We start from the raw sequence: 18818 nt of genomic DNA on the forward strand, positions 1-18818 counted from the left end.
CGTGCGCTTGCGTGCCGCGCTGGCGGCCGGCCTGGCGCTGCCCCTGCCGCTGTGGGCGCACGGCTTCGACGAGCGCCATGCGCTGCCGGCGCCGCTAGCCCATTTCGTCATCGGCGCGGTGCTGGCGGTGGCGCTGTCGTTCCTGCTGGCGTTGCTGTTCGCGCGCCGGGCGTCGGGCACCGCCGCGGCGCCCGCGCTGCACGCGCCGCCGCGCGCGGAGCTGCGGTTGCCGGCAGCACTGGCGGTCGCGCTGCGCGGCCTGGGGCTGCTGGTGTTCCTGGTCACCGTGGCGGCGGCGCTGGCCGGCAGCGCCGACCCGCTGATGAACCTGGCGCCCACGCTGGTCTGGATCGGCTGGTGGCTGGGCCTGTCGCTGCTGGCGGCCTTCGTGATCGACCTCTGGCCGCTGCTCGATCCGTGGGCCACCCTGTTCGATGCGGGGCAGGCGGCGGCGCGCCGGCTCGGGCGGCCGCAAGGCCTCGCGCCCGGCTGGCGCTGGCCCGCGGCGCTGGGCTGCTGGCCGGCCGCGCTGCTGCTGCTGGCGTGGAGCTGGTTCGAAGTGGTCTATCCGCTGGCGGCGGTGCCGCGGCGGCTCGGCGTCGCCGCGCTGGGCTGGAGCGCGATCACGCTGGCGGGAATGGGCTGCTTCGGGCGCGCGCAATGGCGGCGCAACGGCGACCTGTTCGCCATCTATTTCGGCCTGCTCGGACGGATGGCGCCGCTGGCGCTGGACGCGCCGCACGGGCGCATCGCGCTGCGCGCGCCGGGCGCGGCGCTGGCCGACGGGCAGGGCGCCGAGCTGCCGGCCGGCGGCCCCGCCTTCGTGCTGGCGATGCTGTCCACCGTGCTGTTCGACGGCCTGCATGCCGGCAGTGCCTGGCCGTGGTTCGAGGGCTTGCTGCAGCGCCTGCTGCACGTGCCCGCCGTCGACGGCCTGGTGGCCGGCACGCTGGGCCTGCTGGCGGTGTGGCTGCTGTTCCTGGCCGCCTACGCAATCACATGCATCGCCACCGCTGCGCTGGCCAGCGGCCTGCCGGCAGTGGCGATCGCGCGCAGCTTCGCGCCGACCCTGGTGCCGATCGCCGTCGGCTACACCATCGCCCACAACTTCACCAGCCTGGTGGACCAGGGGCAGGCGCTGCTGGCGCTGGCATCGGATCCGTTCGGCTGGGGCTGGAACCTGCTGGGCACGGCGCAACTGCACATCCGCAGCGGGCTGGTCGATGCAGGCACCACCTGGAACGTGGCGATCGCGATGGTGGTGGCCGGCCATTGCGCCGGCGTCTGGCTGTCCCACCGGGTGGCGCAACGCTTGCGCCTGCCGTTGCGCGCCACGCTGCCGCTGGTGGCGCTGATGCTGGCCTACACCGCCGCCAGCCTGGCGGTCATTGCCGACCCGATCGCCAGCTACTCGCCCTGAGCCGCGGACGCGCCGCACTCAGCACTCAGCGCTCGGCGATCCACAGCTCCGACAGTTCGAGCAGCACGCGGCGCGCGCAGTCGCGCAGCGCCAGCACTTCCAGGTACACCTCCTGCGCCTGTTGCGCCGGCGGCGGCCCGCCGCACAGGCCATGGGCCGCCGCCAGCCGCCGCTCGGCCTCGCGCAAGGCCTGGTCCAGGCGGGTCAGTTCGTCGTAGCCGGAGGCCAGGCGGGAGTCGGGCTGCACGGCTGGGGTGCGGCCGGCGCAATACTGTTGACTCATGCGGCGGGTCCTCCTCGGACGGGCAAGGGAAGCGCCGATGGTCGAAGCACTGCGTGTCGCGCCGATGTCAGTGCATGAACAAGGGGTAAAGCCCTGTCACAGACGTGGAGGCTCCATCACGCGAAGGGGCCGGTAAGCCCTCACTGACAAGCATCGGCCGCCATGTCCCACCGATGAGGCCTGCAATCCGGCGTGAAATCCTTCACATGAAAGAAAAACGAGTCAGCGCGGCCGGCATTGGAGGCAGCCGCCGCCACGACGATCCCCCACCCTGGCTGAACAAGGCCCTCCCGCTGGAAAAACGCCGGAGCTTGCTGGACCGGGCGATCAAGGAAATGGCGCCGGCACCCGACCCGGACGCCGGCCCTCCCAAGCGCTCCACCGGCTAGCTAGCGCCTGCTGCCGCCGCCGGCGATCAGGCCGCGCTTGGCCAGCATCGGCTCCACCACCGGATCGCGGCCGCGGAAGCTGCGGAAGGCCTGCGCCGGCGCGCGCGTGCTGCCGGCGCTGTAGACGTTGCTCAGCAGCCGCTGCGCCGTCTCCGGGTGGAAGGGGTCGCCGGCCTCGGTGAACGCGTTGAAGGCGTCGGCCTCCAGCACCTCCGCCCACATGTAGACGTAGTAGCCGGCCGCATAGCTGGAGCCGGAGAACAGGTGCTGGAAATGCGGCAGGTGGTGGCGCTGTCCGATGTCCTCGGGAATGCCCAGCGCGGCGATCTGCTGCGCCTCGAACTGCGCGATGTCGATCGGCGTGCCGTGCGGCAGGCTGTGCAGCGCCATGTCGATCAGCGCCGGACCGGTGTACTGCACGGTGGCCCAGGCCTGGTCGAAGCGGCGCGCGGCATCGAGCTTGTCCAGCAGCGCCTTGGGGATCGGTGCGCCGGTCTCGTGGTGGCGCGCGTGCCGTTCGAGAATCTGCGGCTCCAGCGCCCAGTTCTCGAACAGCTGCGACGGCAGCTCCACGAAGTCGCGCAGCACGCGCGTGCCGGCCAGCCGCTCGTACTTCACCTGCGACAGCAGGCCGTGCAGGCCGTGGCCGAACTCGTGGAACAGCGTGCGCACGTCGTCGAAGCTCAGCAGGGTCGGGCTGGCCTTGGCGAAGTTGTTGTTGTTGATCACGATCGGCAGCGTGCCGCCGTCCAGCCCGGACTGGCTGCGGAAGATGCTCATCCAGGCGCCGCTGCGCTTGGAGGGCCGGGCGAAGTTGTCGCCCAGGAAGATGCCGGCCAGCTTGCCGGCGCGGTCGCGCACTTCCCACAGCCGCACGTCGGGGTGGTACAGCGCCAGCCCGTGCTGCTCGACGAACCTCAGCCCGAACAGCCGGCCGGCGGCGTCGAACATCGCGGCGATCATGTTGTCCAGCGCGAAGTAGGGCTTGAGTTCGGCCTCCTGCAGGTCGAACTTCTGCTGCCGCACCTTCTCGGCCAAGTAGCGCCAGTCCCAGGCCGCGATCGGCGTCGGCTCGCCAAGCTGCGTGGCCATCTGCGTGAGCAGCACGCGGTCCTCTGCGGCCTTCTGCTTGGCCGGTTCCCAGGCCTGGCGCAGCAGGTCCTGCACCGCCGCCGTGCCGCTGGCCATGCGGTCGGCCAGCGCGTAGTCGGCGTAGCTGGCGTGGCCGTGCAGCGCCGCCTGCTCCTGCCGCAGCTCGATGATGCGGGCGGCGATGGTGCGGTTGTCGTGCTTGCCGCCGTTGGCGCCGCGCTGCACGCGCGCGCGCCAGACCTGCTCGCGCAGGTCGCGCCGCGCCGAGAAGGTGAGGAAGGGTTCGGCCAGCGAGGGCGAGAGCGTGACCGCATGGGCGCCGGCCGGCAGCCCACGCTGCTGCGCCGCGCCGCGGGCGGCCGCGCGCACCGACTCCGGCAGGCCGGCCAGGTCCGCTTCGCCGTGCAGCTCCAGCAGCCAGTCCGCTTCGTCGGCCAGCAGGTTCTGCGAGAACTGGGTGGAGAGCTCGGCCAGCTGCTCGGTGATTTCCGAATAGCGGGCGCGCGCGGCCGGCGCCAGCTTGGCCCCGGCCAGCACGAAGTCCAGGTGGATGCGTTCCAGCAGGCGCAGGCTCTCTTCGTCCAGGCCCAGCGTGTCGCGCTGCGCATGCAGTTGATCGATGCGAGCGAACAGGCCCTGGTGCATCGAGACCGCGTTCTCGTGCGCGGCCAGCGGCCCGGCCAGCTCGCGCTGCACGGCCTGCAGCGGCGGATTGGTCTCGCTGACGGTCAGGTTGCTGAACAGCAGTTCGATGCGGGTGAACAGCCGGCCGCTGCGGTCCAGCGCCGCCAGCGTGTTGTCGAAGGTCGGCGGCTGCGGGTTGGCGGCGATGGCCTCGATCTCGGCCAGGTGCGCCTTCATCGCGACCTCGAAGGCCGGCGCGAAGTGCTCGGGCCGCACCTGGCTGAACGGCGGCAGCCCGTAGGGAGCGGTCCAGTCCTGCAGCAGCGGATTGGCGGCGACGGCGGGCGAGTGGGGGTCGGGATTCTTCATGGGCGTATTTTCACCCCTTGCGATGCCGGTCAGGCCCGGGATGACAGATCCGGCGTCGATGCGGCCACCAGTTCCAGCACGGCGTCGGCAAACACCCGCGGCGCTTCCTGCGGCATGTTGTGGCCGACGCCGGGCACCAGCCGGTGCGAGCGCGCGCCGCTGAAGCGGTGCGCGTGGGCGGCGGCGGCGGCCGGCGGGCGCACGCCGTCGTCGGCGCCGTCGAAGCTGATGGTGGGCACGCCGATCGCGGGCTGGGCCGCCAGCCGGCGCTCGATGCCGGCGTAGGCAGGATCGCCGGCGGCCAGGCCGAAGCGATGGCGATAGGACTGGATCACCACCGCCACGAAATCCGGGTTGTCGAAGGCGGCGGCGCTGCGCTCGAAGGTGGCGTCGTCGAAGGCCCAGGTCGGCGACCACAGCTGCCACAGCAGCCGGGTGATGCCGCGCCGGTCCTGCTGCAGCCCCGCGCGGCCGCGCTCGCTGTGGAAGTAATACTGGTACCAGAGCCGGTGCTCGTTGGCCGGCGTGTCCGGCTCCATGGCGCGGGCGATGTTCTGGATGTTGTAGCTGTTGAACGAGACCAGGCCGCTGCAGCGCTCGGGCCACAGGGCCGCCACCACGCAGGCGGCGCGGCCGCCCCAGTCGTAGCCGGCCAGCACCGCCCGCGGAACCTGCAGCGCATCCATCAGCGCCAGCAGGTCGGCGCCGAGCGCGGCCTGCTCGCCCGAGCGCGGCGTGGCGGCGGCCAGGAAGCGCGTCGGCCCGTAGCCGCGCAGGTAGGGAACGATCACCCGGCAGCCGGCGCCGGCCAGGATCGGCGCCACCGCCTCGTAGCTGTGGATGTCGTACGGAAACCCGTGCATCAGGAACACCGGCGCTGCGCCGGCGGGACCGGACTCGTGGTACGCGACGTCCAGCACGCCGGCCTGGATGCGGCGCAGCGGCTGCATGGAATCGTTCATGGCAGTTCCGGGGGGCGACACATAATGAATTGATGAAGCCAATCCGTCCGACCGGCCGCGTACTCGCCATTGTGCTCGTGGCCGCCATGGTGGTGTGCGCCTGGCTGGGGCCGCTGGAAGCGGCGGCCAACCGCCGGATCGATGCCGGCCTGCAGCGCGCTCTGGTGAGCTTCGCGGTGGCGCGCACGCTCAACGCGATCATCTCCGTCGCCCAGGGCACCGAGGTCTCGCTGCAGCCGCTGGGCGTGGGCGTCAACCTGACGGTGGGCCAGGTGCTGGACCCGGTGAACGATGTGATCGAAACCTTCTCCACCCTGATGCTGGTGGCCAGCGTGGCCTTCGGCATCGAGAAGGTGCTGGTGGCGATCGGCGCGCACTGGGCGGTTTCGCTGGTGCTGACGGGCGTGGCGCTGGCCTGGGCGCTGCTGGCGGCGCGGCGGCTGCGCTCGCCGCCGTGGCTGGCGCAGGCGCTGGTCGTGCTGCTGATGCTGCGCTTCGCGCTGCCGCTGGCCACCATCGGCAGCGACCTGCTGTTCCAGCAGTTCCTGGCGCGCGACTACGCCGCCAGCGAGCAGGTGCTCGATCGCACCGCAACGCAGGTCGACCGCGACAGCCCGGCCACCGCGCCGGCGCAGAGCCAGGGGCTGGTCGACCGCATCAAGTCGTGGGCCGGGGCCCAGGGCACGGCCTGGAAGGAAGGCTTCGAGCGCCTGAAGCAGGCGGCCGAGCAGGCCACCGAGCACGTCATCCGGCTGATGGTGATCTTCATCCTGCAGACGCTGGTGCTGCCGCTGGCCATGTTGTGGGGCCTGTTCGCGCTGGCCCGCACCGTGCTGCGGCGCGCGCCTCAGGAGCGGTAGGAGCGCCGGCGCCCGATGCGGCCGAGCCGGTCGCGCAGTTCCTGTTCCTCGCGCCGCAGCCGCATGATGTCGGCCACGAACGGGCTGATCAGTTCGGCCGGCGGGCTGGGGTCGTCCTTGAGCACCTCGTACAGCCGGCGCTCGGCGCGCTCCAGCGCCAGCCGGTGGATGGCCAGCCGCGCGCTGTGCCGGCGCGCCAGCAGGCCCCGCGCCGCCTGTCGCTGCGCTTGCCTGGGGAGGGTGTCCATGCGGGCAAATTAGCCCCGTGCCCGGGGGCGCCCTGTAGGCCGGATTCGATACGCCCCAAGGCGCACGGCAATTGCGTGCGCAAATTCACGCCACGCGCTGCTCAGTCCGGCGCCGGTCGGGCCGGCCCGGGATGCCAGAATCATGTTCCCCCCAGCAAGGACACGACCATGCCATCCCTCACCCTCGAACAAGCCAACCAGATCATCGCCGGCGCCCTGGCCAGGTCCAAGGCCAGCGGCTTCAAGCCGATGGGCGTCGCGGTGCTCGACGACGCCGGCCACCTCAAGGCCTTCGCCCGCGAGGACGGCGCCAGCATGTTCCGCTTCGAGGTGGCGCAGGGCAAGGCCTGGGGCGCGGTCGGCATGGGCGCGTCGAGCCGCGCGCTGATGCAGCGGGCCAAGGACAACCCCAACTTCTTCGTCTCGCTGGCCGCCACCTCCGGCGGCCGCTTCCTGCCGCAGACCGGCGCGGTGCTGATCAAGGACGCGGCCGGCCAGGTGCTGGGCGCGGTCGGCGCCAGCGGCGGCACCGGCGACGAGGACGAAGCGATCTGCATCGCCGGCGTCGAGTCCGCCGGTCTGAGCGCCGGCTGAAGAGTTCGGCGCCGTCCGCGCATTGCGCCGCGGCTTGATCGCGGCAACGCCTGGCCCTACAGTGCCCTCATGCTGAACTCCGACACCGTTGCTGCCCGCCGGCAGACCTTCCGCCAGCTGCACCAGTCCGGCTGCTTCGTCATTCCGAATCCGTGGGACGCCGGCAGCGCGCGCTATCTCCAGAGCCTGGGCTTCCAGGCGCTGGCCACCACCAGCTCGGGCGCGGCCTGGCGGCACGCGCAGGCCGACGGCCAGATGGCGCTGGACGAAGTGCTGGCGCACCTGCGCGAGATGGTGGCGGCTACTTCCCTGCCGGTGAATGCGGATTTCGAAGCCGGCTATGCGCCGGAGGCCGCCGGCGTGGCGCGCAACGTGGCGCTGGCCGTGGAAACCGGCGTCGCCGGCATCTCGATCGAGGATTCGACCGGCGATGCGCAGCAGCCGCTGCGCGACATCGCGTCGGCGGTGGAGCGCATGCGCGCGGCCCGCTCGGCGATCGACGCGGCCGGCGGCGACACCCTGCTGGTGGGCCGCGCAGAGAACTTCATCGTGGGGCGGCCGGACCTGGCCGACACCATCCGCCGGCTGCAGGCCTATGCGGAGGCGGGCGCGGACTGCCTCTATGCGCCGGGCATCAGGACGCGCGAGCAGATCGCCGCCGTGGTGGCCGCGGTGGCGCCCAAGCCGTTCAACCTGCTGATCGGGTTCGCCACTGACCTCACGCTGGCCGACATCGCGGCCCTGGGCGTGCGCCGGGTCAGCGTCGGCGGGGCGCTGGCGCGCAGCGCCTGGGGCGGCTTCATGCGGGCGGCGCAGCAGATCGCCAGCGAAGGCCGATTCGATGCCTTCGCCGACGCGGCCTCGGGCGCGGAGCTGAACGCGCTGTTTCGCTCCGGCTAGCGCAGCACCAGCACCGGCAGCTTGCTGTGCGTGAGCACGTGCTGGGTTTCGCTTCCCAGCAGCACGCGCTTGATGCCCCTGCGGCCGTGCGAGGCCATCACGATCAGGTCGCACTTGTGCTTTTTCGCCGCGCTGATCACCGATTCGGCGACCAGGTCCGAGCGCGCCAGCACGCCCTTGGCCTTCACGCCCTTGGCGGTGGCGGTCTTCTGCACCTCGTCGACCACCGCCTGGCCCTTGTCGGCCCACTGCTTCTCGGTGCGGGCGACTTCCGAATCCGGCACCGAGATGCCGCCCTCGAAATAGCTGATGGGATAGCGCGGCACCACGTACAGCGCCACCAGTTCGGCCCCGCTGGTGGCCGCCTGCTCGATGGCGCACTTCACCGCCTTGTTCGACAGCGTGGAGCCGTCGGTGGGAACGAGGATGCGCTGGTACATGGTGTCTCCTTGGTGCTTGAGCCCCCAGCTTAGGGACGGCGGCGCGGGCCGGCTTGATGTAGGTCAAGCGGCCGGCGCGCCGCCCCGAATAGGCTTGCGCCATGCAGACAGCCGTCGTCCCGCAGTTCGAGTTCGCCGCGTCCGCACCCGCCGGCGCCCCGCTGGACGAACCGGCCGAGTGGCAGACCTTCAGCCGGCCGCTGGCCGGCCACGACGGCCGGTGGGAATCGTGGCTTGCCATCACCGGCATGCATTGCGCTGCCTGCTCGCTCACGGTGGAAGCGGCGCTGGCGCAGCTGCCCGGCGTCCTCGCCGTGGAGGTCAACGGGCCCGCCGCGCTGGCGCGGGTGGTCTGGTCGCCGCAGCAGACCCGGCCCTCGGCCTGGCTGGCCGCACTGGGGCGCGCCGGCTATGGCGCGCTGCCGGCCGGCGACGTGCTGGCGGCGCAGCCGCGCCGGCAGGCCGCGCGCCTGATGCTGTGGCGCTGGCTGGTGGCGGGCTTCTGCATGATGCAGGTGATGATGTACGCCTTCCCGGCCTACATCGCCAAGCCCGGCGAGATCACGCCGGACATCGTCGCGCTGCTGCTCTGGGCCTCCTGGATCCTGACGCTGCCGGTGGTGCTGTTCTGCTGCCAGCCTTTCTTCGCCTCGGCGCTGCGCGACCTGCGCCAGCGCCGCATCGGCATGGACGTGCCGGTGGCGCTGGGCGTGCTGATCGCCTTCGCCGCCAGCACCGCCACCACCTTCGGCAGCGCGCCGGGCGGCGAGGTCTGGTACGACTCGGTGACGATGTTCGTGTTCTTCCTGCTGTCGGGACGGCTGCTGGAAGCGCGGCTGCGTGACAGCACGGCCGGCGCGCTGGAGGCGCTGATGCGCCGGCTGCCCGCCACGGTGGAGCGCAAGGGCGCCGACGGCCGCTTCGAGCGGGTGCCGGTGCGCCGGCTGGCGTTCGGCGACCTGATCCGCGTGCTGCCCGGCGAAGCCGTCCCGGCCGACGGCGTGGTCGAAGCCGGCGCCAGCCGGGTCGACGAGGCGCTGCTCACCGGCGAGTCGACGCCGCTGTGGCGCGGCCCCGGGCTGGCAGTGGTGGCCGGCAGCCACAACCTGAGCGGGCCGCTGCAGGTGCGCGTGATGCGCACCGGCAACCAGACCCGCTATGCCGAGATCGTGGCGCTGATGCAGCGCGCCTCGCTGGACAAGCCGCGGCTGGCGCAGCTGGCCGACCGCATCGCCAGTCCCTTCCTGCTGCTGGTGCTGCTGGCCAGCGCCGGCGCCGCCGCCTGGTGGTGGCCGGCCGGGCCGGCGCACGCGATCGGCGTGGCGGTCGCGGTGCTGATCGTCACCTGCCCCTGCGCCCTGTCGCTGGCCACGCCGGCGGCGACGCTGGCCGCCGCCGGCGCGATGGCGCGGCGCGGCGTGCTGGTGCGCCGGCTGCAGGCGCTGGAGAGCTGCGCCGCGGTGGACACCGTGGTGTTCGACAAGACCGGCACCCTGACCAGCGACCGCATGAGCGTCGGCGCCGTGGCGATCCGCAGCGGGGCCGACCCGGTGCGGGTGCGCCAGCAGGCGGCGGCGCTGGCGAGCCAGTCGCTGCACCCGGCGTCGCGCGCCATCGCCGCCAGCTTCCAGCCCGGCCCGTGGTCCGCCGCCAACGTCGCGGAGGTCCCGGGCGGCGGCATCCGCGGCACGCTGCACTGCGCCGAGCCGGAGCGGAGCGCCGCGCTGCGGCTCGGCTCCGCGCCGTTTTGCGGCGCGCCCGCTTCCCGTGCGACCGGCAGCGAAATGCAGGCGCACCTGGCGGACGAGGCGGGCTGGCTGGCCAGCTTCGAGCTGCACGAGACGCTGCGTGCGGACGCGGTGGAGGCGATCGCGTCGCTGCGCCGCCTCGGCGTCGCGGTCCACATCCTGTCGGGCGACCGCCCGGCGGCGGTGGCGCGGGTGGCGGGCCGCGCCGGCATCGCGCTGTTCACGGGCGGCTGCACGCCGCAGGACAAGCTGGCCCGGCTGGACAGCCTGCAGGCGCGCGGCCACCGGGTGGCGATGGTCGGCGACGGCCTGAACGACGGGCCGGCGCTGGCCCGCGCCGACGTCTCGGTCGCGGTCGGCGAAGCGGTGCCGCTGGCGCAGGCGCAGGCCGATGTGGTGATCGCGGGCGCGCAGCTGGCGCGGGTCGCTTCGCTGCTGCGGCACGCGCGCCGCACCCGCCGCGTGGTGCGCCAGAACCTGGCCTGGGCCGCGCTCTACAACGCCGTCTGCGTGCCGCTGGCGATCGCCGGCGCCATGCCGCCGTGGCTGGCGGGGCTGGGCATGGCGGCCAGCTCGCTGCTGGTGGTTCTCAATTCCGCGCGGCTGGCGCACGCCGGCCACGGCGCATAAGGCAAGCGATGGACATCCTGTTCCTGCTGATCCCGCTGTCGGTGGCACTCGCGCTGGCGATCCTGGGGGCACTGGCCTGGGCCGTGTGGCGCGGCCAGTTCGAGGCGCTCGACGCCGAGGGCGAACGGATTCTGCCGGGCGATTGACCTAGCTCAACCCGGTGCCCGGGCCGGCCCGGGACACTCGCTGGATCGACGAAGGTGACTCCAATGAACGATCAACAACAGCCCGCCGCGCTCTACGACGACACGATCGTGCGCCAGTTCGCCCTGATGTCGGTGGTGTGGGGCGTGGTCGGCATGCTGGTGGGCCTGTTCATCGCCGCGCAGCTGGCGTGGCCCGAACTCAATTTCGGCATTCCCTGGCTCAGTTACGGGCGGCTGCGGCCGCTGCACACCAACGCGGTGATCTTCGCCTTCGGCGGCTGCGCGCTGATGGGAACCAGCTACTACGTGGTGCAGCGCACCTGCCAGGTGCCGCTGTTCCTGGGCAAGCTGGCGCAGTTCCACTTCTGGTCCTGGCAGGCGGTGATCGTGGCGGCGGCGATCTCGCTGCCCCTGGGCTACACGCAGGGCAAGGAATACGCCGAACTGGAGTGGCCGATCGACATCCTGATCACCATCGCCTGGGTCGCCTACGCCATCGTGTTCTTCGGCACCATCGGCATCCGCAAGGTGCGCCACATCTACGTGGCCAACTGGTTCTACGGCTCCTTCATCATCGCCGTGGCGCTGCTGCACATCGTCAATTCGGCCGCCGTGCCGGCCGGCTGGATGAAGTCCTATTCGGCCTACGCCGGCGTGCAGGACGCGATGATCCAGTGGTGGTACGGCCACAACGCGGTCGGCTTCTTCCTGACCGCCGGCTTCCTCGGGATGATGTATTACTTCATCCCCAAGCAGGCCGGCCGCCCGGTGTACAGCTACCGGCTGTCCATCGTCCACTTCTGGGCGCTGATCTTCACCTACATGTGGGCCGGCCCGCACCACCTGCACTACACGGCGCTGCCGGACTGGACCCAGTCGGTGGGCATGGTGTTCTCGCTGATCCTGCTGGCCCCGAGCTGGGGCGGGATGATCAACGGCGTGATGACGCTGTCGGGCGCCTGGCACAAGCTGCGCGACGACCCGATCATGCGCTTCCTGATCGTGTCGCTGTCGTTCTACGGCATGAGCACCTTCGAAGGCCCGATGATGTCGATCAAGACCGTCAACGCGCTGTCGCACTACACGGACTGGACCATCGGCCACGTGCACTCCGGCGCGCTGGGCTGGGTCGGCCTGATCACCATGGGATCGCTGTATTACATGATCCCGCGCCTGTTCGGCCAGAAGCAGATGCATTCGGTCAAGGCGATCGAGGTCCACTTCTGGACCGCCACCATCGGCATCGTGCTGTACATCGCCGCCATGTGGATCGCCGGCGTCATGCAGGGGCTGATGTGGCGCGCGGTCAACGCCGACGGCACGCTCACCTACACCTTCGTCGAGTCGGTCAAGGCCACCTATCCGTTCTACGTGATCCGCGTCATCGGCGGCGTGCTGTACCTGGGCGGCATGCTGGTGATGGCCTGGAACACCTGGATGACCGTGGCCGGCGGACGCTCGGTCCGGGTCGCGGTGCCGACGCCGCAGGCCGCCTGATGGAAAGCAAGACATGAGCGACAGCAACACCTCCGCGCCCGGCTTCTCGCACGAGAAGATCGAGACCAACAACTTCCTGATGATCGTGCTGATCCTGCTGGTGGTCGCCATCGGCGGCATGGTGGAGATCGTCCCGCTGTTCTTCCAGAAGTCGACCACCGAGGCGGTGCCAGGCGTCAAGCCGTACACCGCGCTGCAGCTGGCCGGCCGCGACATCTACACCCGCGAAGGCTGCTACAACTGCCACTCGCAGATGATCCGGCCGTTCCGCGCCGAGACGCTGCGCTACGGCCACTACTCGGTGGCCGGCGAGTTCGTCTACGACCACCCGTTCCAGTGGGGCAGCAAGCGCACCGGGCCGGACCTGCAGCGGGTCGGCGCCAAGTACAGCGACGAGTGGCACCGCATCCACCTGAACAACCCGCGCGACCTGGTGCCCGAGTCGAACATGCCGGCCTATCCCTGGCTGGAGCGCACGCCGGTGGACAGCGCCAGCATCGGCACCCACATGGAGGCGCTGCGCCGGGTCGGCGTGCCGTACACCGACGCCGAGATCGCCAAGGCCGGGCCCGACATCCAGGGCAAGACCGAACTGGACGCGCTGGTCGCCTACCTGCAGGGCATGGGCCTGGCGCTGACCAACAACATGGCCGGCAAGACCGCCGCCGCACCGTCGGGCGTGCCCGCGGCCAACTGATCGGAACACAGACATGGACATCACCACGCTGCGCATCCTGGCGACGCTGGCCTCGTTCGCCGCCTACCTGGGCATCGCCTGCTGGGCCTATTCCCGCGGCAACCGCGCGCGCTTCGACGAAGACGCCTGCATCCCGTTCCAGCAGGACTGACACAGGAGCCCGCCATGAGCGATTTCAACGGAAACTTCTGGTCCTTGTACGTCGCCGCCCTGACGCTGGCCAGCATCGTCGGCTGCCTGCTGCTGCTCTGGATCACGGCGCGCAAGAAGGTGGTCTCCAGCGCGGACAACACCACCGGCCACGTCTGGGACGAGGACCTGCGCGAGATGAACAACCCGATGCCGCGCTGGTGGGTGTGGCTGTTCGTGATCACCATCGTGTTCGGGCTGCTTTACCTGGTGGCGTACCCGGGGCTGGGCTCCTATCCGGGCCAGCTGGCCTGGACCACGTCGGGCGAGTACTCGAACGAGGTGGAAAAGGCCAACCGCGAGCTGGCGCCGCTGTACGCGCAGTTCACCGCCCGCAAGCCCGAGGAGCTGGCCGGCGACCCGAGCGCGATGAGCGTGGGCGAGCGCCTGTTCATGAACAACTGCGCCCAGTGCCACGGCTCCGACGCGCGCGGCAGCAAGGGCTTTCCCAACCTGACGGACAACGACTGGCTGCACGGCGGCTCGCCGGAGAAGATCAAGGAAACCATTACCGGCGGCCGGCATGCGGTCATGCCGCCGATGGCCGCCGCCGTCGGCTCGCCCGACGACGTGAAGAACGTCGCCAACTACGTGCTGAGCCTGTCGGGCAGCCCGCACGATTCGGTCCGCGCGCAACTGGGCAAGTCGAAGTTCACCGCCTGCGCCGCCTGCCATGGCGTCGACGGCAAGGGCAACCAGGCGATCGGCGCGCCCAACCTGACGGACGACATCTGGCTGCACGGCTGGGGCGAGCAGGCGATCGTCTCCATGGTCAACAACGGCAAGGTCAACGACATGCCGCCGCAGGCCGGCAAGCTGACCGAGGCCCAGATCCACGTGCTGACGGCCTATGTCTGGGGCCTGTCCAACCGGCCGCAGCTGGCGCGCCAGTGAGGGCGCCACCGCCGCGATGAAAGTCATCCCCATCACCTCCGCGCCGGTCGAGGCGGAGTCGCTGTACGCGGCGCACAAGAAGATCTACCCGCGCACCGTGCACGGCGTGTTCGCGCGCTGGCGCTGGCTGTTCGTGGTGCTGACCCAGCTGGTGTTCTACGGCCTGCCGTGGCTGCAGTGGGGCCAGCGCCAGGCGGTGCTGTTCGACCTGGCGGCCCGGCGCTTCTACCTGTTCGGCCTGGTCTTGTATCCGCAGGACTTCGTCTACCTCACCGGGCTGCTGGTGATCAGCGCGCTGTCGCTGTTCCTGTTCACCGCGGTGGCGGGGCGGCTGTGGTGCGGCTTCGCCTGCCCGCAGACCGTCTACACCGAGATCTTCCTGTGGATCGAGCGCAAGGTGGAGGGCGACCGCGGCGCCCGGCTGCGGCTGGACGGCCAGCCGATGTCGCTGGAAAAGCTGGTCAAGAAATGGTTCAAGCACCTGCTGTGGATCTCGCTGGCGATGTGGACAGGCTTCAGCTTCGTCGGCTACTTCACGCCGATCCGCGAGCTGGGGCTGGAATTCCTGCAGACCCGGATGGGCTCGTGGGAGGTGTTCTGGGTGTTCTTCTACGGCGCCGCCACCTACGGCAACGCCGGCTTCCTGCGCGAGCAGGTCTGCAAGTACATGTGCCCCTATGCGCGCTTCCAGAGCGCCATGTTCGACCGCGACACCCTGATCGTGAGCTACGACGCCGACCGCGGCGAGCCGCGCGGCGCCCGCTCGCGCAAGGCCGACCCGGCGGCGCTGGGGCTGGGCGCCTGCACCGACTGCTCGCTGTGCGTGCAGGTCTGCCCCACCGGCATCGACATCCGCGACGGGCTGCAGTACGAGTGCATCGGCTGCGCCGGCTGCGTCGACGTCTGCGACACGGTGATGGACAAGATGGGCTACCCGCGCGGGCTGATCCGCTTCACCACGCAGAACGCCATGGCCGGCGGCTGGACGCCGCGCCAGATGTGGCAGCGGGTGCTGCGCCCGCGCGTGCTGGTCTACGCCGCCGTGCTTGTGGCGCTGTGCGCCGGCCTGGCCTGGAGCCTGGTGGAGCGCCAGCCGCTGAAGGTCGACGTGGTGCGCGACCGCGCCGGGCTGACGCGGATGGTGGCCGGCGGCCGGTTCGAGAACGTCTACCGGCTGCAGGTCATGAACGCGACCGAGCAGACCCAGCGTTACCGCATCGGCGTCAGCGGGCTCAACACGCTGGCGATCGTGTCCGGCACCGAGGTGGAAGTCGGTCCCGCGCAGTCGCGCTGGGTTCCGGTGCGGCTGCAGCTGGAGCACGACGCGGCCACGCCCGGCTCGCATCCGATCGAGTTCAGCGTCCGCGACGCCAGCGGCATGGCGGCGGTGACGGAGAAATCGGCGTTCCTGGTGCCGCGCCAATGATGGAGAAAGAGATGACGGAAAAGACCCAAGCGCAGGAGTGCAGGCCGTGGTGGACCTTCGGCTATGTCTGGCTGGTGATCGCCGGCCCAGCCGCCGTCGTGGTCGCCAGCGCGGTGACGGTGTGGCTGAACCTGGCCAACCCCGAGGTGGTGCTGGCCACCGAGGACAGCACCGTGCACGCGGGCAAGGCCCATCTGCCGGCGCTGCAGGGACGCAACCATGCGGCAACGCCGGTGGCCGGCGCGGGCCGGCGCGCGCCCTAGGAATATTCCGAGCCGTGCTAGGAGCCGTCGCGACGGCGAACCGGACTTGTCCGAGCCCTGCACTCAGCCGCCGCCGATGCCGCGCCGCCGCGCCGCCCGGCACAGTCGCTGCATGTCCATCGCAAGCCCCACCCTGTCCGCCTCCGCCCCCGAGGCGGCCGCCCGCACCGCTGCGGCGCCGACCCAGTGCTCCAACTGCCACCTGCGCGAGCTGTGCCTGCCCTGCGGCATGGACGGCAATGCCGTGGAGCGGCTGGACAGCCTGAAGTTCAGCCGCCGCCGGGTCAAGGCCGGCACCAGCCTGTACCGCGAGGGCGACCGCTTCCAGTTCATCTACGCGGTGCGCAGCGGCACCTTCAAGACCAGCCTGGAGCTGGCCGACGGCCGCGAGCAGGTCGGCGGCTTCCACCTGGGCGGCGAGCTGATGGGCCTGGACGGCGTGGCGCAGGGCCGGCACGCGAGCAGCGCCTGCGCGCTGGAGGACGCCGAGATCTGCGCCATCCCGTACGCCCTGCTGGCGGAAATGTCGGCCGGCGCCCCGGGCATGCAGCACATGCTCAGCCGGCTCATGAGCCGCGAGATCGTGCGCGAGCACAGCCTGATGCTGCTGCTGGGAAGCATGAACGCGGAGGAGCGGCTGGCCGCCTTCCTGCTGAACCTGTCGCAGCGGCTGAAGGCGCGCGGCTATTCTCCCAGCGAGTTCCACCTGCGGATGTCGCGCGCCGAGATCGGCAGCTACCTGGGCATGACGCTGGAGACGGTCAGCCGGACCTTCTCCTCGTTCCAGCAGCAGGGCCTGCTGGAAGTCGACAAGCGCCACATCCGCATCGCCGACATGCAGCGCCTGGCCGATGCGCTCGCGATGCCGGTGCATTGAAGGAGCCGACGATGCAAGCCGTTTCTCCCGAGCTGCTGCGCCGCTACGACGTCGCCGGCCCGCGCTACACCTCCTACCCGACCGCTGACCGCTTCGTCGAGGCCTTCACCGAAGCCGACCTGGTCAACGCGCTGGCCCAGCGCAGTGCGCGCCAGCCCTTGTCGCTGTACGTGCACATCCCGTTCTGCGAGTCGCTGTGCTACTTCTGCGCCTGCAACAAGATCGTCACCAAGCACCACGAGCGGGCGGCAGGCTACCTGGACTACCTGGCGCGCGAAATCGGGCTGCAGGTGGCGCGGCTGGGCGCCGGCCAGCCGGTGACGCAGCTGCACCTGGGCGGCGGCACGCCCACCTTCCTGTCCGACGACGAACTGCGCCGGCTGATGGACATGCTCAAGGCCGCCTTCGCGCTGGTGCCGGGCGGCGAATACTCGATCGAGATCGATCCGCGCACGGTGGACGGGGCCCGCCTCGCCGTGCTGGCGGGGCTGGGCTTCAACCGGGTCAGCTTCGGCGTGCAGGACTTCGACGCCGACGTCCAGCGCGCGGTGCATCGCATCCAGCCCTTCGAGCAGGTCAGCGCGCTGATGGCGCAGGCGCGCACGGTGGGCTTCGATTCGGTCAACGTCGACCTGATCTACGGGCTGCCGCGCCAGAGCGCCGAATCCTTTGCGCGCACGCTGGAGCAGGTGCGGCAGCTGCGGCCGGACCGGATCGCGCTCTATGCCTATGCCCACCTGCCGGAACGCTTCAAGCCGCAGCGGCGGATCGTGCCGTCGGAGCTGCCCGGCGGCGCCGCCAAGGTGGCGATGCTGTCGCAGTCGCTGGAGGCGTTCCTGGACGCGGGCTATGTCTACATCGGCATGGACCACTTTGCGCTGCCGGACGATTCGCTGGCGGTGGCCCGGCGCCAGGGCCGGCTGCACCGCAACTTCCAGGGCTACAGCACGCAGGCGGACTGCGACCTGATCGGCCTGGGCGTGTCGGCGATCGGGCGGGTCGGCCCCACCTACAGCCAGAACGCCAAGACGATGGAGGAATACTGCGACCTGCTGGACCACGGCCGGCTGCCGGTGGTGCGCGGCCTGGCGCTGACGCGCGACGACCTGGTGCGGCGCAGCGTGATCATGGCGCTGATGTGCCAGGGGCAGGTGCTGTTCGAATCGGTGGAACAGGCGTGGCTGCTGGACTTCCCGCGCTATTTCGCGCCGGAGCTGGAACAGCTGCGCGAGCTTGCGCAGCAGGGCATGGTGGTGCTGGACGAGGCCGGCATCCAGGTGACGGCGCAGGGCTGGTTCTTCGTGCGCGCGGTGGCCATGGTGTTCGACCGCTACCTGCAGGCCGACCGCAACCGCGCGAAGTTCTCGCGCATCCTCTGACGGGCCTGCCATGTCGACCACCCTGGCCGCCACGGCGCTGCTGATGGGCCTGGCCGGCGGGCCGCATTGCGCGGCCATGTGCGGTGCGGCCTGCGCCGGCATCACCCGCGCCGGCGCGGCCGGCGGCCGGCCGTCGCTGTGGAGCTTCCAGCTCGGACGGCTGGCCGGCTATGCGGTGGCCGGGGCGGCGGCGGCGACGGCGGTGCAGAGCTTCGCCTGGCTCACCAGCCAGACCGCCGCCCTGCGGCCGCTGTGGACCTTCTTCCACCTGGCGGTGCTGGGCTGGGGGCTGATGCTGCTGTTCAAGGCCAGGCAGCCGATGTGGGCCAGCGCCGCCGGCCGCCAGGCCTGGACGCGGATCCGCCAGGTCGCGCCGGGCCGCGGCGGCGTGTTCGCGGCCGGTGCGCTGTGGGCCTTCATGCCCTGCGGCCTGCTCTATTCCGCGCTGCTGGTCGCCTCGCTGACCGGCGGACCGCTGCAGGGCGCGCTGGCGATGGCCCTGTTCGCCATCGGCAGCGCCGTCTCGCTGGCGCTCGCCCCGCTGCTGCTGGCCCGGCTGCAGACCGGCGGCAAGGCGTGGAAGGACGAGGCCGGCACCCGGCTGGCCGGCGCGCTGCTGGTGCTGGCGGCCTCCTGGGCGCTCTGGGTGGACCTCGCGCACCGCGTGGCAGTGTGGTGCGGCCTGGCCTGAGCCGGCCGCTTCCCGGCTCGGCGGATGCAGGCCTGCAACCTGACTAAAAAAGGCAGCTACGTAGATTCCCCCATCCGGGAAGTCGGGCTCCGCTAAGGATCGGCGCCGCACAATCCGCACGCGCCCACGCCTTTGGCCGGCGGCGCGGCCCCTTGTGTCCTCCTAACCAGATCGATCCGACTTTCCTTATGAATGACAGA

21 protein-coding genes are annotated in these 18818 nt (G+C 71.1%); 16 read left to right on the forward strand and 5 right to left on the reverse strand.

The window, feature by feature from the left end; translation table 11 throughout:
* Position 1 precedes the first annotated feature (1 nt).
* A complete protein-coding gene (locus ACFPOE_RS05640) occupies positions 2-1420 on the forward strand; it encodes a hypothetical protein (RefSeq protein WP_376849040.1) in 1419 nt (472 codons plus the stop codon).
* A gap of 25 nt (positions 1421-1445) precedes the next feature.
* Here ACFPOE_RS05640 and ACFPOE_RS05645 read toward each other — a convergent pair whose 3' ends face one another.
* Positions 1446-1703, reverse strand: coding sequence for a hypothetical protein (locus tag ACFPOE_RS05645; RefSeq protein WP_376849041.1), 258 nt, complete (start codon positions 1701-1703; stop codon positions 1446-1448).
* Between the two features lie 206 nt (positions 1704-1909).
* Here ACFPOE_RS05645 and ACFPOE_RS05650 point away from each other — a divergent pair, with 206 nt between their 5' ends.
* On the forward strand, positions 1910-2092 hold the full coding sequence (locus tag ACFPOE_RS05650; RefSeq protein ID WP_376849042.1) for a hypothetical protein: 183 nt from the start codon (positions 1910-1912) through the stop codon (positions 2090-2092).
* Here ACFPOE_RS05650 and ACFPOE_RS05655 read toward each other — a convergent pair whose 3' ends face one another.
* Together ACFPOE_RS05655 and ACFPOE_RS05660 are read right to left on the reverse strand one after the other, a co-directional pair.
* On the reverse strand, positions 2093-4177 hold the full coding sequence (locus ACFPOE_RS05655; RefSeq protein ID WP_376849043.1) for a M3 family metallopeptidase: 2085 nt from the start codon (positions 4175-4177) through the stop codon (positions 2093-2095).
* Between the two features lie 29 nt (positions 4178-4206).
* A complete protein-coding gene (locus tag ACFPOE_RS05660) occupies positions 4207-5139 on the reverse strand; it encodes an alpha/beta fold hydrolase (protein WP_376849044.1) in 933 nt (310 codons plus the stop codon).
* A 32-nt stretch (positions 5140-5171) separates the two neighbouring features.
* On the opposite strand from ACFPOE_RS05660, the gene ACFPOE_RS05665 reads away from it, so the two are divergent.
* On the forward strand, positions 5172-5999 hold the full coding sequence (locus tag ACFPOE_RS05665) for a hypothetical protein (protein ID WP_376849045.1): 828 nt from the start codon (positions 5172-5174) through the stop codon (positions 5997-5999).
* On the opposite strand, the gene ACFPOE_RS05670 is transcribed toward ACFPOE_RS05665, so the two are convergent.
* A complete protein-coding gene (locus ACFPOE_RS05670) occupies positions 5987-6247 on the reverse strand; it encodes a hypothetical protein (RefSeq protein ID WP_376849046.1) in 261 nt (86 codons plus the stop codon). The genes ACFPOE_RS05665 and ACFPOE_RS05670 overlap by 13 nt on opposite strands.
* Before the next feature lie 168 nt (positions 6248-6415).
* Between ACFPOE_RS05670 and ACFPOE_RS05675 the strand changes: the two genes are divergently transcribed.
* Positions 6416-6841, forward strand: a complete 426-nt coding sequence (locus ACFPOE_RS05675) for a GlcG/HbpS family heme-binding protein (protein WP_376849047.1) — start codon at positions 6416-6418, stop codon at positions 6839-6841.
* A gap of 69 nt (positions 6842-6910) precedes the next feature.
* Complete coding sequence (locus ACFPOE_RS05680) at positions 6911-7741, forward strand: isocitrate lyase/PEP mutase family protein (protein WP_376849048.1); 831 nt, start codon at positions 6911-6913, stop codon at positions 7739-7741.
* Here the strand turns inward: ACFPOE_RS05680 and ACFPOE_RS05685 are convergent.
* Positions 7738-8181, reverse strand: a complete 444-nt coding sequence (locus tag ACFPOE_RS05685) for a universal stress protein (protein ID WP_376849049.1) — start codon at positions 8179-8181, stop codon at positions 7738-7740. The genes ACFPOE_RS05680 and ACFPOE_RS05685 overlap by 4 nt on opposite strands.
* Positions 8182-8282: 101 nt before the next feature.
* Between ACFPOE_RS05685 and ACFPOE_RS05690 the strand changes: the two genes are divergently transcribed.
* The 11 genes from ACFPOE_RS05690 (at position 8283) to ACFPOE_RS05740 (ending at position 18618) form a co-directional block, all read left to right on the forward strand.
* A complete protein-coding gene (locus tag ACFPOE_RS05690; protein WP_376849050.1) occupies positions 8283-10559 on the forward strand; it encodes a heavy metal translocating P-type ATPase in 2277 nt (758 codons plus the stop codon).
* Positions 10560-10567: 8 nt separating this feature from the next.
* Positions 10568-10705 (forward strand): cbb3-type cytochrome oxidase assembly protein CcoS, encoded by a 138-nt coding sequence (gene ccoS / locus ACFPOE_RS05695; protein WP_376849051.1) that lies wholly within the window; start codon positions 10568-10570, stop codon positions 10703-10705.
* A 63-nt stretch (positions 10706-10768) separates the two neighbouring features.
* Positions 10769-12202, forward strand: a complete 1434-nt coding sequence (ccoN, locus tag ACFPOE_RS05700; protein WP_376849052.1) for a cytochrome-c oxidase, cbb3-type subunit I — start codon at positions 10769-10771, stop codon at positions 12200-12202.
* Between the two features lie 13 nt (positions 12203-12215).
* Entirely contained in the window at positions 12216-12899 is a 684-nt protein-coding gene (ccoO, locus tag ACFPOE_RS05705; RefSeq protein WP_376849053.1) for a cytochrome-c oxidase, cbb3-type subunit II, read from the forward strand.
* Positions 12900-12912: 13 nt separating this feature from the next.
* Positions 12913-13050: a cbb3-type cytochrome oxidase subunit 3 gene (locus tag ACFPOE_RS05710; RefSeq protein WP_376849054.1), complete on the forward strand. Its 138-nt coding sequence runs from the start codon at positions 12913-12915 to the stop codon at positions 13048-13050.
* 14 nt (positions 13051-13064) lie between these two features.
* Positions 13065-13982: a cytochrome-c oxidase, cbb3-type subunit III gene (gene ccoP, locus ACFPOE_RS05715; RefSeq protein ID WP_376849055.1), complete on the forward strand. Its 918-nt coding sequence runs from the start codon at positions 13065-13067 to the stop codon at positions 13980-13982.
* A gap of 16 nt (positions 13983-13998) precedes the next feature.
* Positions 13999-15408: a cytochrome c oxidase accessory protein CcoG gene (gene ccoG / locus ACFPOE_RS05720; protein ID WP_376849056.1), complete on the forward strand. Its 1410-nt coding sequence runs from the start codon at positions 13999-14001 to the stop codon at positions 15406-15408.
* A gap of 11 nt (positions 15409-15419) precedes the next feature.
* Positions 15420-15671, forward strand: coding sequence for a nitrogen fixation protein FixH (locus ACFPOE_RS05725; RefSeq protein WP_376849057.1), 252 nt, complete (start codon positions 15420-15422; stop codon positions 15669-15671).
* A gap of 112 nt (positions 15672-15783) precedes the next feature.
* Entirely contained in the window at positions 15784-16548 is a 765-nt protein-coding gene (gene fnr, locus ACFPOE_RS05730; protein ID WP_376849058.1) for a fumarate/nitrate reduction transcriptional regulator Fnr, read from the forward strand.
* 11 nt (positions 16549-16559) lie between these two features.
* Positions 16560-17927 carry an oxygen-independent coproporphyrinogen III oxidase gene (gene hemN / locus ACFPOE_RS05735; protein ID WP_376849059.1) on the forward strand — a complete coding sequence of 456 codons (1368 nt, stop codon included), beginning with the start codon at positions 16560-16562 and terminating at the stop codon, positions 17925-17927.
* Positions 17928-17937: 10 nt separating this feature from the next.
* Positions 17938-18618, forward strand: coding sequence for a sulfite exporter TauE/SafE family protein (locus ACFPOE_RS05740; RefSeq protein ID WP_376849060.1), 681 nt, complete (start codon positions 17938-17940; stop codon positions 18616-18618).
* Positions 18619-18818 lie beyond the last annotated feature (200 nt).

This window comes from Caenimonas terrae (assembly GCF_042655405.1).
Taxonomy (GTDB): Bacteria; Pseudomonadota; Gammaproteobacteria; order Burkholderiales; family Burkholderiaceae_C; genus Ramlibacter; species Ramlibacter terrae_A.